At 73.0% G+C, this 13,737-nt stretch carries 13 protein-coding genes and 1 pseudogene; 6 read left to right on the top strand and 8 right to left on the bottom strand.

The window, feature by feature from the left end:
• Positions 1-29: 29 nt before the first annotated feature.
• Together MTQ10_RS19505 and MTQ10_RS19500 are read right to left on the bottom strand one after the other, a co-directional pair.
• Positions 30-614, bottom strand: coding sequence for a TraR/DksA family transcriptional regulator (locus MTQ10_RS19505; RefSeq protein ID WP_374117640.1), 585 nt, complete (start codon positions 612-614; stop codon positions 30-32).
• A gap of 38 nt (positions 615-652) precedes the next feature.
• Positions 653-964 (bottom strand): TraR/DksA family transcriptional regulator, encoded by a 312-nt coding sequence (locus MTQ10_RS19500; protein ID WP_247469818.1) that lies wholly within the window; start codon positions 962-964, stop codon positions 653-655.
• 307 nt (positions 965-1,271) lie between these two features.
• On the opposite strand from MTQ10_RS19500, the gene MTQ10_RS19495 reads away from it, so the two are divergent.
• On the top strand, positions 1,272-2,231 hold the full coding sequence (locus MTQ10_RS19495) for a HAMP domain-containing sensor histidine kinase (protein WP_247469817.1): 960 nt from the start codon (positions 1,272-1,274) through the stop codon (positions 2,229-2,231).
• 2 nt (positions 2,232-2,233) lie between these two features.
• On the top strand, positions 2,234-2,929 hold the full coding sequence (locus MTQ10_RS19490) for a response regulator (protein ID WP_247469816.1): 696 nt from the start codon (positions 2,234-2,236) through the stop codon (positions 2,927-2,929).
• 172 nt (positions 2,930-3,101) lie between these two features.
• Here the strand turns inward: MTQ10_RS19490 and MTQ10_RS19485 are convergent, their stop codons facing one another.
• Complete coding sequence (locus tag MTQ10_RS19485) at positions 3,102-3,923, bottom strand: AIM24 family protein (RefSeq protein ID WP_247469814.1); 822 nt, start codon at positions 3,921-3,923, stop codon at positions 3,102-3,104.
• A gap of 104 nt (positions 3,924-4,027) precedes the next feature.
• Between MTQ10_RS19485 and MTQ10_RS19480 the strand changes: the two are divergent.
• Positions 4,028-4,788 (top strand): annotated as a pseudogene (locus tag MTQ10_RS19480) (SDR family NAD(P)-dependent oxidoreductase).
• 201 nt (positions 4,789-4,989) lie between these two features.
• On the opposite strand, the gene alc reads toward MTQ10_RS19480, so the two are convergent.
• Both alc and allB read right to left on the bottom strand, forming a co-directional pair.
• The gene (gene alc / locus MTQ10_RS19475; RefSeq protein ID WP_247469813.1) at positions 4,990-6,105 is read right to left on the bottom strand and encodes an allantoicase; all 1,116 of its coding nucleotides are present in this window, start codon (positions 6,103-6,105) and stop codon (positions 4,990-4,992) included.
• Between the two features lie 100 nt (positions 6,106-6,205).
• Complete coding sequence (gene allB / locus MTQ10_RS19470) at positions 6,206-7,543, bottom strand: allantoinase AllB (protein WP_247469811.1); 1,338 nt, start codon at positions 7,541-7,543, stop codon at positions 6,206-6,208.
• A 260-nt stretch (positions 7,544-7,803) separates the two neighbouring features.
• On the opposite strand from allB, the gene MTQ10_RS19465 reads away from it, so the two are divergent.
• A complete protein-coding gene (locus tag MTQ10_RS19465; protein WP_247469802.1) occupies positions 7,804-8,595 on the top strand; it encodes an IclR family transcriptional regulator in 792 nt (263 codons plus the stop codon).
• A 129-nt stretch (positions 8,596-8,724) separates the two neighbouring features.
• On the opposite strand, the gene MTQ10_RS19460 is transcribed toward MTQ10_RS19465, so the two are convergent.
• Positions 8,725-9,045, bottom strand: a complete 321-nt coding sequence (locus MTQ10_RS19460) for a DUF5955 family protein (protein ID WP_308404580.1) — start codon at positions 9,043-9,045, stop codon at positions 8,725-8,727.
• 188 nt (positions 9,046-9,233) lie between these two features.
• On the opposite strand from MTQ10_RS19460, the gene MTQ10_RS19455 reads away from it, so the two are divergent.
• Together MTQ10_RS19455 and aceB are read left to right on the top strand one after the other, a co-directional pair.
• The gene (locus MTQ10_RS19455; RefSeq protein ID WP_247469800.1) at positions 9,234-9,851 is read left to right on the top strand and encodes a nucleotidyltransferase family protein; all 618 of its coding nucleotides are present in this window, start codon (positions 9,234-9,236) and stop codon (positions 9,849-9,851) included.
• 239 nt (positions 9,852-10,090) lie between these two features.
• Positions 10,091-11,716 (top strand): malate synthase A, encoded by a 1,626-nt coding sequence (aceB, locus tag MTQ10_RS19450; RefSeq protein ID WP_247469799.1) that lies wholly within the window; start codon positions 10,091-10,093, stop codon positions 11,714-11,716.
• 72 nt (positions 11,717-11,788) lie between these two features.
• Here aceB and MTQ10_RS19445 read toward each other — a convergent pair whose 3' ends face one another.
• A complete protein-coding gene (locus MTQ10_RS19445; RefSeq protein WP_247469798.1) occupies positions 11,789-12,700 on the bottom strand; it encodes a HipA family kinase in 912 nt (303 codons plus the stop codon).
• 15 nt (positions 12,701-12,715) lie between these two features.
• Positions 12,716-13,737: IucA/IucC family C-terminal-domain containing protein (locus MTQ10_RS19440; protein ID WP_247469796.1), on the bottom strand; the 1,022-nt coding region annotated here is incomplete at its 5' end.

The raw sequence follows: 13,737 nt of genomic DNA, 5'->3' as shown, positions 1-13,737 counted from the left end.
GTGATCCGGGTGGGCGGCACGTGTGCCGGTCAGGGGCGGGCCTCCTCGGCCTGGCGGCAGCGGGCGCAGTAGCGGGCCTGCGGCACGATCGACAGCCGTTCCCGGTCGATGGGACGCCGGCACAGCAGGCAGCTGCCGTAGAAGCCGTCGTCCATGCGGCGCAGGGCGTCCTCGACGTCGGAGAGGACCATGCGGGCGAGGGCGACGAGCCTGATGTGGACCTCGATCTGTCCGGCGGTCCGCTGCCTCAGCAGGTCCTCGTCGCGGGAGGTGACCGGCCCGGCGAGCCGACGGAGCTGTTCACGGCGGAAGGCACGCTGCTCGTTCAGGTTCTCCCGCAGGGCGGCGAGATCCTCGGCCGACAGATGCGCGGCGGCCGGCCGGACGGGGGCACGGCGACCGGCAGCGGGGGTCCGGTCGCTCATGCCGACGGTACGGCCGTCCGTCCCGACGGTCAGGTCGTCCACGCCGACGGTCCGGCCGTCCGTCCCGACGGTCCGGTCGCTCACGCCGACGGTACGGCCGCCCACTCCGGCGGTACGGCCGTCCACTCCGACGGTCCGGCCGTCCGTCCCGGCGGTCAGGTCGTCCACGTCGGCAGTCAGGTGGTTCACCACGTCACCCCCTTCTCAGGGCAGAGCGGAAGAGCGGGTCAGCCGGCCTGGTGGCGGCAGGTCACACAGTGGCGGGTGTACGGCAGGATCTCCAGCCGTTCCGCCGGAATCGGCTTCCCGCAGCCGAGGCAGATGCCGTAGGTGCCGTCGTCGATGCGGGCGTGTGCGGCCTCGATCTCCTTGAGGACCTGCTCCAGGGCGGCACGCTGCGCGGCGAGCAGATGGTCCTCGGCGGTCCGCCCGGTCCCGCGGAGGGCTTCGAGCTGCGCCAGCCGGGAGGAGCGGGCGTGTTCCAGGCGCTGCCGCGCCTCGTCCGGGTGAGGCTCGGCCCGTGCGACGTCGAGCGGCATGGTCGGTCCCTTCACGTGGGCTTGCCGGGGCCGGGGCGGTCCGCGGGTGCGGTCGTCCCGGTGCCCTCCACCCTGGCCGCTCCGACGGCCGGAACCCATCGGGCGCGGAGCCCATTTGTGCGGGGGCGCGCTGTCCATACGGGCACGTCATGGGTGGCGTGCGGGCCCCGAAATGGGGGTCGTCCCCCATCGACGGGCGGAGCGGCGGCGGGCAGGCTTGCGGTGCGGGCACGCTTCGGGCACCGGCGCCGTGACCGTCACGGGCGGACAGTGGAGGTGAAGCGGAACGACAGAGAGGCGTCGACCGGTGTTGGAGTCGTTGTTCTGGCGGATCTTCGCCCTGAACGCGGTGGTGCTGGGCTCGGCCACGGCGCTGCTGCTGTGGGCGCCGGTCACCGTCTCCGTGCCGGTGCTGCTGACGGAGGCGGTCATCCTGGTCGCCGGGCTCGCGGTGATGCTCGTCGCCAACGCCGCGCTGCTGCGGCTCGGCCTGGCCCCTCTGGGCCGGCTCGCCCGGCTGATGGCCACCGTCGATCTGCTGCGTCCCGGTCAGCGGCTGCCCGCCTCGGGCGGCCGGGAGGTCGCGGAGGTGATCCGCACGTTCAACGCGATGCTGGAGCGGCTGGAGCAGGAGCGGGCGGCGAGCAGTGCGCGGGTGCTGCTCGCGCAGGAGGCCGAGCGCCGCCGTATCGCACAGGAACTCCACGACGAGGTGGGCCAGAGCATGACGGCGATCCTGCTGGGTCTGAAACGGGCCGCGGACAGCGCGCCCGAGCCGCTGCGCCGGGATCTGCTGGAGGTGCAGGAGATCACGCGGGAGAGCCTGGACGAGGTCCGCCGTCTGGTGCGCCGGCTGCGACCGGGCGTGCTGGACGATCTGGGGCTGGTCAGCGCGCTGACCTCGCTGTCGGAGGACTTCGCCGCGCACACCGGGCTGCGTGTCGTGCGCCGCTTCGACCCCGACCTGCCGGCGTTGTCGTCCGAGACGGAACTCGTGCTGTACCGGGTGGCGCAGGAGTCGTTGACGAACGTCGCCCGGCACGCCGAGGCCGAGGAGGTGTCCGTCGCGCTGCGCCACGCCGACGGGCAGGTGGTGCTGACGGTCACCGACGACGGTCACGGCATCACCGTGCCGCGCGAGGGCGCCGGCATGCGCGGCATGCGTGAACGCGCGCTGCTCGTCGGCGCCGCTCTGGAGATCTCCTCGCCGCCCCACGGCGGCACCCAGGTCCAGCTCACCGCGCCCGTCGCCAGGAGGCACGCCTGATCATGCGCCATGACACCGATACCCCGACGGCCGCCGCGGGGGCGCACGCCGGGCCGATCCGTATCCTCCTCGCCGACGACCACGCGCTGGTACGGCGGGGTGTGCGGCTGATCCTCGACCGGGAGCCGGACCTCGAGGTGGTCGCCGAGGCCGGCGACGGCGCCGAGGCCGTGGAGGCGGCCCGCACGCACGACGCGGATCTGGCCGTGCTCGACATCGCCATGCCCCGGCTGACCGGGTTGCAGGCGGCCCGTGAACTCGCCGCGCTGCGGCCCGGCCTGCGCATCCTGATGCTGACGATGCACGACAACGAGCAGTACTTCTTCCAGGCGCTCAAGGCCGGGGCGAGCGGTTACGTGCTGAAGTCCGTCGCCGACCGGGACCTGGTCGCCGCTTGCCGGGCCGCGATGCGGGACGAGCCGTTCCTGTACCCGGGGGCGGTCACGGCGCTGATCCGCAACTATCTCGACCGGGCCCGGCACGGGGAGGAGACCCCCGACCAGATCCTCACCCCGCGTGAGGAGGAGGTCCTCAAGCTGGTGGCGGAGGGGCACTCGTCGAAGGAGATCGGCGATCTGCTGTTCATCAGCGTGAAGACCGTCCAGCGGCATCGCGCGAACCTGCTCCAGAAGCTGGGTCTGCGCGATCGTCTGGAAATGACCCGGTACGCGATCCGCGCGGGCCTGATCGAACCCTGACGGACTCCCCGGCACCGCACCGCCCCGGCGGGCGACTCCGGCACCGCACAGCTGGCGGTCCGCACCGCGCGGGTATGGCGGACGGCCCCGACGCCGCACCGGACTGCCGTACGAGGCCCTGGGCCCGCTGTCCGACGGCTCCCGTCGCCCCCGGTCCCGGCCGGGGGCGGGCTCAGCCCGCGTGGGTGGAGAAGAGTCCGCCGGTCGGGCCCTGCTTGTCGCCGCCCTGGGCCTTCTTCAGGGCGTTGGCGAGGGATTCGATGGTCAGCGACTGGAGGATCACCCGGCCGTTGCCCTCCAGGGTGGCCAGGGACAGGCCCTCGCCGCCGAAGACGGCGTTCATCAGTCCTTGCCGGTTGAGGCCGCCGACGCGCTGGACGCCGTACTGGATACCCTCCTCGAACGCGACGACGCAGCCGGTGTCGACCTCGATGCGCCCGCCGAAGTCGGCGGGGTTCAGGTCGATGAAGTTGCCTGCGCCCGCGATGATCACGGTGCCGTGGCCGGTGAACTTCTCCAGGACGAAGCCCTCCCCGCCGCTCATGCCGGTGCGTCCGCCCTGGAAGGCGATGCCGAAGTCGACGGTGGACTCGGCGGCCACGAAGGCGTCCTTCTCGGCGAACCACGCGCGGGTGCCGTCCAGCTCCAGGGCGCGCATCTCTCCGGGGAGCACACCGGCGAAGCCGACGGTGCCCTCGCCGCCCTGCGCGGTGAAGTACTGGAAGGCGAGCGATTCACCGGCCAGGGCCCGCTGGCCGACCTGCATCGCGGTGCCCATGGCCTGACGCAGCAGCCCGCCCATGCCGCCGCTGCCCGAGCCGCCCTGCTGCTGCCCGTTGCCGCCGTTCGACGGGCCCGACAGGCGGGTCTCCATGGTCACGTTGGTCGTCTTGAACAGGAACTTGCCCGCTTCGCAGTACACGGTCTGGCCGGGCCGCAGGTTGACGACCGCCATCTGCATGGCGTTGCCGACGATTTCTTGCTGAAGAGTCACAGCGGGAGAACGCCCGGGGAGGAGCGATTGGTTCCGCGCGGGCCGGCAGGTCGGTGTCCGTACCCCCGCCGGCGTGGGCGGCCGACGGTCGCTGGGACGGACGCATGACTTCAGCAGAGGGATTCACGGCAGAGGGTTTCCTGGCCGGCAAGGTGGCGCTGGTCACCGGCGGCGGCCGGGGCATCGGGGCGGCGACGGCGGTACGGCTCGCGCGGGCGGGCGCCGACGTGGCGTTGACGTACGTGAGCGACAAGGAGGCGGCCGACCGCGTCGTACGGGAGGTGACGGCGCTCGGGCGGCGGGCGGTGGCGGTACGCGCCGACGCGGCGGACGCCGAGGAGGCCGACGGGGCGGTGGAGCAGGCGGTGCGGGCGCTGGGCCGGCTGGACGTCCTGGTGAACAACGCGGGCGTGGGTGTCCTCGGCCCGCTGGAGGAGCTGACGCTCGCCGACGTGGACCGGGTGCTCGCCGTGAACGTGCGGGGGTTTTCCTCGCCTCGCAGGCGGCTGCCGCGCGAATGGCGTCCGGCGGGCGGATCGTCACCATCGGGTCGTGCATGACGCGGCGGGTGCCGGGGCCAGGCGGAACGCTGTACGCGATGAGCAAGGCGGCCCTGGTCGGGCTCACGCGGGCGCTGGCGCGGGAGCTGGGGCCGCGTGGCATCACCGCCACGATCGTCCACCCCGGTCCGGTGGACACCGACATGAACCCGGCGGACGGGCCGTACGCCGGACCGCAGGCGGCGATGACGGCCCTCGGCCGGTTCGGCCGGCCCGAGGAGGTCGCCGACCTCGTCGCCTGCCTGGCGGGCGCCGCCTATGTGACGGGCGCGGAGTTCGCGGTGGACGGCGGGCACGCGGCGTGAGGATCGCGCGGTGCACGCGCGTGTGCCGGGCGGGCGGCACGGGCGGCACCGGCACACGCGCGTACCGGTGATCGGTGTCTGTGCCCGCACGCGCGTGTGCCGGGCGTCGGCGCCCGCACGCGCGTGTGGCCGACGCCGGGGCGGAGGCCGGCCGCGGCACCTCGCCCCCTGGGCTGCCGGGGCCGCCCCTCTGTGGTCCGGTCAGCCGCCGAGTTCCTGGTGGCGGGCCGCGAGGCGGGCGGTGCCCTCCTCGGTGAGGCTGCCGTACAGGCGCAGGCGGGAGATTCCGCCGTCGGGGTAGATGTCCACGCGCGCGTGGGTGCCGACCGCGGCCTCGGGCAGGACGAAGCGGTGATTCGTGTCGGGCTGAAGGCGGGTGCGGGGCAGGATCTCGTGCCACTCGCCGGCCTCACCGTCCTTCACGGACACCGACGCCCAGCCGGCGGCGTTGCCCTTGAGGTATGCGGTGTCGATCTCGAGGGCGCGGATCTCGGACTGCTCGACGAGCCGGTAGCGGATCCAGTCGTTGCCCTGGTCGCGGCGGCGGCTCGTCTCCCAGCCGTCGTCCATCTTGCGGGAGCGGCCCGGCTGGATGGTGTTGGTGGCGGGCGAGTAGAAGCGGTCGGAGGCGTCCTCGACGGCGCCGCCGTTCTCCAGGGCGACGACGTCGAAGGTGCCGAGCGCGGCGAGCCACGCCGGGTCGGGGACGACCTCGCCGTACACGCGGAGGCGGGCAATGCCCCCGTCGGGGTGCTGGATGAGGCGCAGGTGGGTGAAGCGCTGCTCGACGGCGACGGCGAAGCCGTTGGCTGCGTGGCCGCCGACGGGGGTGCGCGGGACGAGGGTCGTCCACTTCACGTCGTCGGCGAGCAGTTCCTCGGGGGACGGGGAGCCCGGCACGCAGACGCCCTCGACGGACACGGCCTGCGGGTGGTTGCCGCGGAAGTGGGCGGTGTCGACGACGATGCCGCGGATCACGCCGGGCGCGCCGAGGCGGATCAGCGCCCAGTCGTGGTCGTCGGCGGTGGGCCAGGGGTGCTCGGCGGAGGTGCCGCGCCGGCGCCGGGTCTCCCAGCCGTCCATGATCTTGCCCTTGTGTCCGAAGTGCTCCGGGTCGAACTCGGGGCGCTCGGGTACGAGGAGGTTCTCGCGCTGGGCGAAGAACTCGTCGTTGGCGGCGACGACCCCCGCGCCGAGCCGCCGGTCGGCGAGGTTCGCGTGGTGGGTGAAGGGGAGGTCGGCGCTGCGGTAGTCCGCGTACGGGTCGCCGCCGCCGTACGGGTTCGCATGGCCGGTGAAGCCGGTAATCGCCGTCACGGTGATCAGGTCCTGCCTTTCGTGAAGTCGGCCGCTGCCGTGCGGGGCGGGCGGTGCGGGTGGGCTCGGTGGTCTCGGGGAGGCGGCCCGGACGGGTGCCTCAGGGGTGCCGGGTGAGCAGGCGGCCCCTCGGCTCGGTGAACTCGCCGTCCGCCCAGATGCGCTGCCCGCGCAGCCAGGTGGAGCGCACGACGCCGGTGAGGGTGCGGCCCGCGTAGGCGGTGACCGGGTTGCGGTGCTGGAGGGCGGCCGGGTCGACGGTGAAGGAGGCGTCGGGGTCGAGGACGGCGAAGTCGGCGTCGCGGCCGGGTGCGATGGCGCCCTTGGTGTCGAGGCCGACGAGGGCGGCGGTGCGCTCGGACATCCAGCGGGCGATGTCGTCGAGGGTGTGGCCGCGGCGGCGGGCCTCGGTCCACACGGCGGCCAGGCTGAGCTGGAGGCCGGAGATGCCGCCCCAGGCGGTGGCGAAGTCGTCGGTCTTCAGGTCGGCGGTGGACGGCGAGTGGTCGGTGACGACGCAGTCGACGGTGCCGTCGGCGAGTGCCTCCCACAGCAGGTCCTGGTTGGCGGCCTCGCGGATGGGCGGGCAGCACTTGAACTCGCTGGCGCCGTCGGGGACCTCCTCGGCGGTGAGGGTGAGGTAGTGCGGGCAGGTCTCCACGGTGATCCGCACGCCCTCGGCGCGGGCCTGCCGGATCATGGGCAGGGCGTCGCCGGAGGACAGATGCAGGACGTGCACGCGCGCGCGGAGGCGCCGGGCCTGGTCGATCAGGCGGGCGACGGCGGTGTCCTCGGCGTCGCGGGGCCGGGAGGCGAGGAAGTGCGCGTACTTCGGGCCGCCCTGCTGGGGGGCGGCGGCGAGATGGTGGGGGTCCTCGGCGTGCACGATCATGAGGCCGTCGAAGCCGGCGGTCTCCGCGAGGGAGCGGGCCAGCTGCTCCTGGTCGAGGTGGGGGAACTCGTCCACTCCGGACGGCGACAGGAAGGCCTTGAAGCCGAAGACGCCGGCCTCGTGCAGCGGGCGGAGGTCCTTGACGTTGTCGGGCAGGGCGCCGCCCCAGAAGCCGACGTCGACGTGGGCCTTGTCCCGGGCCGCCTCCTGCTTGACGCGCAGGTGGTCCACGGTGGTGGTGGGCGGCAGGGAGTTCAGGGGCATGTCCACGAGGGTGGTGATGCCGCCGGCCGCCGCGGCGCGGGTGGCGGTCCAGAAGCCCTCCCACGCGGTGCGGCCCGGGTCGTTGACGTGGACGTGGGTGTCGACGAGGCCGGGCAGCAGCACGTCGTCGCCGTAGTCCTCCACGCGGGCACCGGCGGGGACGTCCGCGTCGTACGGGAGTACGGCTGTGATCGTGCCGGCGGTCACCGCGACGGACGCGGCGCGCGTGCCCTCCGGGGTGACGACCCGCCGTGAACGCAGTACCAGCTCAGCCTCGGACACCGGGACCCCTCTCCGTCCGCTCTCCCACCGCACCACTTTTTCAACGTTCTGTTGAAGTCGCGCTTCCGGAGTCTTCACTCCCGTTTCGACCTCGTCAAGGGCACACTCGTCCACAGTGCGCCTGCCGCGCACAACTCTGGACGTTTCCACAAAGCGAAATTAGAATTCCGATAAGCAGAACGTAGCTACGTACCAGCGGGGAGTCAACCGACCGCCGGGTAGGCTGCTGCCTCTCCAGCCAGCCCCGAAAGGAACGCGCCGTGCCGACGTCCAGCGCCAGCACCACCGGCTCCGCCAAGTCCGCCGCCTCGGGCGGCGTCCAGTCCCTGGAGCGTGCCTTCGATCTGCTGGAGCGGATGGCCGACGCGGGCGGCGAGGTGGGGCTGAGCGAGCTGTCCGCGAGCAGCGGTCTGCCGCTGCCGACGATCCACCGTCTGATGCGCACGCTGGTCGCCTGCGGGTACGTCCGGCAGCAGGCCAACCGGCGCTATGCGCTCGGCCCGCGGCTGATCCGGCTCGGCGAGTCGGCGTCCCGGCTGCTGGGCACCTGGGCGCGCCCCTATCTCGCCCGGCTGGTGGAGGAGACCGGCGAGACGGCCAACATGGCCCTGCTGGACGGCGACGAGATCGTGTACGTGGCGCAGGTGCCGTCGAAACACTCGATGCGGATGTTCACCGAGGTCGGGCGGCGGGTGCTGCCGCACTCCACGGGCGTGGGCAAGGCGCTGCTCGCCGGGTTCCCGCCGGAGGAGGTGCGGGCGCTGCTGGCCCGTACGGGGATGCCGGCCGCGACCGAGAAGACGATCACCACACCGGAGGGTTTTCTCGCGGCACTGGAGGACGTACGGCGTCTCGGGTACGCCGTGGACGACAACGAGCAGGAGATCGGCGTGCGCTGTCTCGCCGTGTCCGTGCCGGACTCGCCGACCGCGGCGGCCATCTCCATCTCCGGGCCGGCGGGGCGGGTGACCGAGGCGGCGACGGAGAAGATCGTGCCGGTGCTGCAGGAAGTGGCGCGGGAGTTGTCGGAGGCGCTCGCCAGCACGGGGTGAGTGGTTTTGCGCAGTTCCCCGCGCCCCTTCGAGGTGCCTGGGGTTTCGTTGTCACCCGCCCGCCGGTGGGGGCTGGGCGCGCAGTTCCCCGCACCCCCGGTGTGGTTGCCGTCTGCCGGTCGGTGGGGGTCAGTTCGGGCGTGGTTCGCCGAAGAGGGCTATGGCCTCTCGTAGGCGGCGTACGCCCGGATTGAGGGCGCTCACCGAGCCGATGGCGCCTGCCACCAGCAGCAGGGAGCGACGCAGGTGGAGGAGTTCGGGGGTGCCGGACTCGGCCATGGCGTGCAGTGCGGCCAGTTCCTCCTCGGCTATGGCCCGGTCGGCGAACTCGGCCGGGTGTGCGGCGAGTTCACGACGCAGCCGGGACACGGCGGAGCGCAGCTCCGTCACGCGTGGGTCCTCGTCCCTGCCGGCTGTCGGCTTCTGCCGCTGCTCGACGCTCCGCAACACAGCCCTCCCCCTCGCACGTCCTTGTGCACGCCCCGCCCCCGGGCTTCGGCGGTACGGCCCGGTCGGTACGGGAAGCGCCCAGTAAACGCCACCCCGGGCACCCGCGCCAGTCCGTTGCGTGAGCCTGTTGATGCGCACGGTGACCGAGTGCGCCGACACGGCGGTCCGGGTGGGGTATGCAGGGGTGCATGACGACGACACATCGGACACCGTGCGAGGCCGACCCGGTGGCGGGGCTGGTGCTCGCCGCGGGCGGCGGACGGCGGCTCGGCGGACGCCCCAAGGCCATGCTGACGTACCGGGGCAGGCCGCTCGTGGAACACGCGGTGGGGGTGCTGCGGGGCGCGGGCTGCACGCGCGTGCACGTGGTGCTGGGGGCCGCCGCGGACACCGTACGGGAGCGGGCCCGGCTCGACGGGTGCGTCCTGGTGGACAACCCGGACTGGGAGGAGGGCATGGGCGGCTCGCTGCGCGCGGGGCTGGCCTCCCTCGCCGGGACCGGGGCCCGCGCCGCGCTCGTGTCCCTCGTCGACCAGCCGGGCATCGGCGTGGAGGCGTGCACGCGCGTGCGTGCCGCGTACACCGGCGAGACCTCCCTCGCGGCGGCCTCGTACGACGGAACGCGCGGCCATCCGGTGCTGTTCGGCGCCGGGCACTGGGCGGGCATCACGGCGAGTGCGAGCGGCGACCGGGGGGCACGCGCGTATCTGAAGGAGCACGAGCCGGAGCTGACTCTCGTGGAGTGCGCGGACGTGGCCGAGGCCTGGGACATCGACACCGAGGCCGACCTGGGCCACCTTGAGTGAGCGGGGTGGCACGCAGAGCCGCTTTCCCTCGACTCGGAGAATCTCGACATCGACAAACCGTTGAAGTTCCACGATGAGGAAACTACTATCCACTGACCAGAAGCACTCGACCTCCCCTTTTGCCTGACCCGACCGCGCCGGCCGGGTCCGGGGACGTGTCACGGGCGGGATCTCGCCCCTGTTCATCCCTGTTCGTCCGCTCAGGCACCCGGTGCCACCGCTGAAGGAAGTGACAGCTCATGTCCGCACCAGCGCCGTCCCCGCTGGCCATCGTCGACGCCGAGCCCCTGCCCCGGCAGGAGGAGGTCCTCACCGACGCGGCGCTCGCCTTCGTGGCGGAGCTGCACCGGCGGTTCACGCCGCGCCGTGACGAACTCCTCGCCCGCCGGGCCGAGCGCCGCGCCGAGATCGCCCGCACCTCCACCCTCGATTTCCTGCCGGAGACGGCCGCGATCCGCGCGGACGACTCCTGGAAGGTGGCCCCCTCCCCCGCGGCCCTGGACGACCGCCGCGTGGAGATCACCGGCCCGACCGACCGCAAGATGACCATCAACGCCCTCAACTCGGGCGCCAGGGTGTGGCTCGCGGACTTCGAGGACGCCTCCGCCCCCACCTGGGAGAACGTCGTCACCGGCCAGCTCAACCTGATCGACGCCTACACCCGCCGTATCGACTTCACGGACGAGCGCACCGGCAAGACCTACGCCCTGCGCCCGGACGAGGAACTCGCCACGGTCGTGATGCGCCCGCGCGGCTGGCACCTGAACGAGCGGCACCTCGTCGACGCGGACGGCACGCCCGTGCCCGGCGCGTTCGTCGACTTCGGCCTGTACTTCTTCCACAACGCCCAGCGCCTGCTCGACCTCGGCAAGGGCCCGTACTTCTACCTCCCGAAGACCGAGTCCCATCTGGAGGCCCGCCTCTGGAACGACGTGTTCGTCTTCGCACAGGACTACGTCGGCATCCCCCAGGGCACGATCCGCGCGACCGTCCTCATCGAGACGATCACCGCCGCGTACGAGATGGAGGAGATCCTCTACGAACTGCGCGACCACGCCTCCGGGCTGAACGCCGGCCGCTGGGACTATCTGTTCTCCATCGTCAAGAACTTCCGCGACGCGGGCCCCCGGTTCGTGCTGCCGGACCGCAACGCCGTCACCATGACCGCGCCGTTCATGCGCGCCTACACCGAACTGCTCGTGCGCACCTGCCACAAGCGCGGCGCGCACGCCATCGGCGGCATGGCGGCGTTCATCCCGTCCCGCAAGGACCCCGAGGTCAACAAGGTCGCCTTCGAGAAGGTCCGCGCCGACAAGGACCGTGAGGCGAACGACGGTTTCGACGGCTCCTGGGTCGCCCACCCCGACCTCGTGCCGATCGCCATGGAGTCCTTCGACAAGGTCCTCGGCGACAAGCCGAACCAGAAGGACCGGCTGCGCGAGGACGTGCACGTCGAGCCGGCCGACCTGATCGCGATCGACTCCCTGGACGCCAGGCCGACGTACGCCGGTCTCGTCAATGCCGTGCAGGTCGGCATCCGGTACATCGAGGCGTGGCTGCGCGGCCTCGGCGCGGTCGCCATCTTCAACCTCATGGAGGACGCGGCCACCGCGGAGATCTCCCGCTCGCAGATCTGGCAGTGGATCAACGCGGGCGTGCAGTTCGAGAACGGCGAGAAGGCCACCCCCGAGCTGGCCCGCAAGGTCGCCGCCGAGGAGCTGGCGAACATCCGCGCCGAGATCGGCGAGGAGGCCTTCGCGGCCGGCCACTGGCAGCAGGCGCACGACCTGCTCCTGGAGGTCGCCCTCGACGAGGACTACGCCGACTTCCTCACGCTGCCCGCGTACGAGCAGCTGCGCGGCTGAAGCCGCCGACGGACAGCCGACGGACGACGCGGCGGGCGGCTCCGGGAAGGTTCCCGGAGCCGCCCGCCGCGGTCACTTCACGTGCACCGACCAGTCCTGTTCGGCGGCCGGTTTGCCGTGCAGGTCGGGGACCTGCCGCAGCCAGGCGGGGCGTCCGCGCCGGTTTCTCGCGGCGCGCCGCTCGTTCTCGGCGGTCAGCTCCTGACGGCTGGGGAAGTCGGTCGGCAGCCACCGCTCGGACAGGCGCACGCGCGCGTGGAGGTGGTCCACATACGCCTCCCGGGCGGCGTCCGGGGTGGCGAAGTCACCGTCGGTGAGCCAGGCGTCCGGTACCTCGGCGACGATCCGGCGCAGCAGCTCCTCGGTCACCTTCGGCGCGAGTTCGGCGTCGGCGGCCCGCACGTCGGGGCCGTAGTGGCCGAGCGCGTGATGCCGGAAGTCGTACGCCTTGGCGGGGTCGGCGCCGTCCCAGCGGTGGTGGAAGACGAGGGCGGCGCCGTGGTCGATGAGCCACAGCCGGGGCGGGGCGACGCCCAGTGTCGGCCACACCATCAGGTTGGAGCTGTGCACGGTCCGGTCGACGTTGGCGGTCAGCGCGTCCAGCCACACGATCCGCCCGGCCTCCACCGGGTCGACGTCGAACACCTCCGCCAGCTCGGGCGTGAGGTCGCGGGCGCCCGGCAGATGGTCCATGCCGAGGTTGACGCCCGCGCTCGCCGTGTGCAGGTCCCGCACCTCCTGGTGGGGCTCGTCGGCGGCTACCGCCGGGTCGAAGTGCACCAGCACCAGTTCGGGGAAGCGCAGGCCCAGCGCCCGGGCCAGCTCCCCGACGATCACCTCGGCGACCAGCGCGCGCGTGCCCTGCGCGGAGCCGGTGAACTTCACGACGTACGTGCCGTCGTCGTCGGCCTCGACGACGGCGGGCACGGACCCGCCCGACCTCAGCGGGGTCACGTATCGAACAGCAGTCACGTCGCGCAGCACACCGGCCAGGGTAGATCAGTGCGCGGCGAGCGGGTTGGGCAGCGGACGGTAGCGTGCGGCGGCGCCGTCGGCGCCGGTCCAGCGCAGCAGCAGGTTGGTCTTGCCGGGCAGGGTGGGCGCGGTGAGCAGAGCGGCGGCCTCCGGCAGCCCGGTGCCGGCGAGGGCACGGCGCGCGGCCGGCCACGGGTCGAGGCCGGGGTGGTGCTCGGCGAGCGCGGCGGCGACCTCGGTGAGGTGGTTGACGACCAGGCAGTACACCAGCCGCTCCCAGCCCGCGTCCCGGCCGACGTCGGGCAGCAGTTTCACACCCTCCGCGTCCCGGAACAGCGCCTGCACGGGCGTGCCGTCGGCGTCGACGGCGACGAGCGTGTTCTGCAGGTGTGCCTCCAGTACGACGCCGTGGTCGGCGTACGCGGCCAGCGCGGGCGGTACGACGGCCGTGAGGTAGGCCTCCCACCAGGCGTGCGGGTCGCGGGCGGCGGCGAGCGGGTTGCCGGGGAAGCCCTCGACGAGGGCGGCGGCGAGCAGCGGGGTCGCGCCGGGCAGGAGGGGGCCCCGCAGGCCCTCGCGGACCAGTACGGCGAGCTCCTCGAAGGCGAAGCGGGCGGTGCGCCAGCCACGGTCGCTGAGCCAGGCGGCGGGGCCGGGCGCGGCGGCGAGGGCACGGCGGGCGGCGGTGTCGGTGCGGCGCAGCCGCAGCAGGTCGTGCCGCCACAGGCGGCGGATGTCATTGGTGATCCGCACATCGAGGCTGAACTTGACGAACAGGTCGGCGTCCGGGTCGTACACCGTGCGGATCGCGGCGGTCGGCCAGACGGGTGCGGGGGTGGTGCCGAGCCGGATCAGCCGGCCGTCGGCGAACGCGGCGGCGAGGGCGGGTGCGGTGAGGTCGAGCTGCCAGGGGTGGGCGGGCAGCAGCCGGTAGCCGGGCGGTGCGCTGCCCAGGGTGTCCAGGGCGCCGGTGTCGCCGTCCTCGGCGACGGTGTCCTCGCGCAGGCCGAGCAGGACGAGCGGGAAACGGGCGTGTGCCTCGGGGG

The organism is Streptomyces sp. XM83C, assembly GCF_023072675.1.
GTDB classification, from domain to species: domain Bacteria; phylum Actinomycetota; class Actinomycetes; order Streptomycetales; family Streptomycetaceae; genus Streptomyces; species Streptomyces thermocoprophilus.
Note: the sequence above shows the minus strand (reverse complement) of the source record. Positions and strands in the feature narration are given on the sequence as shown.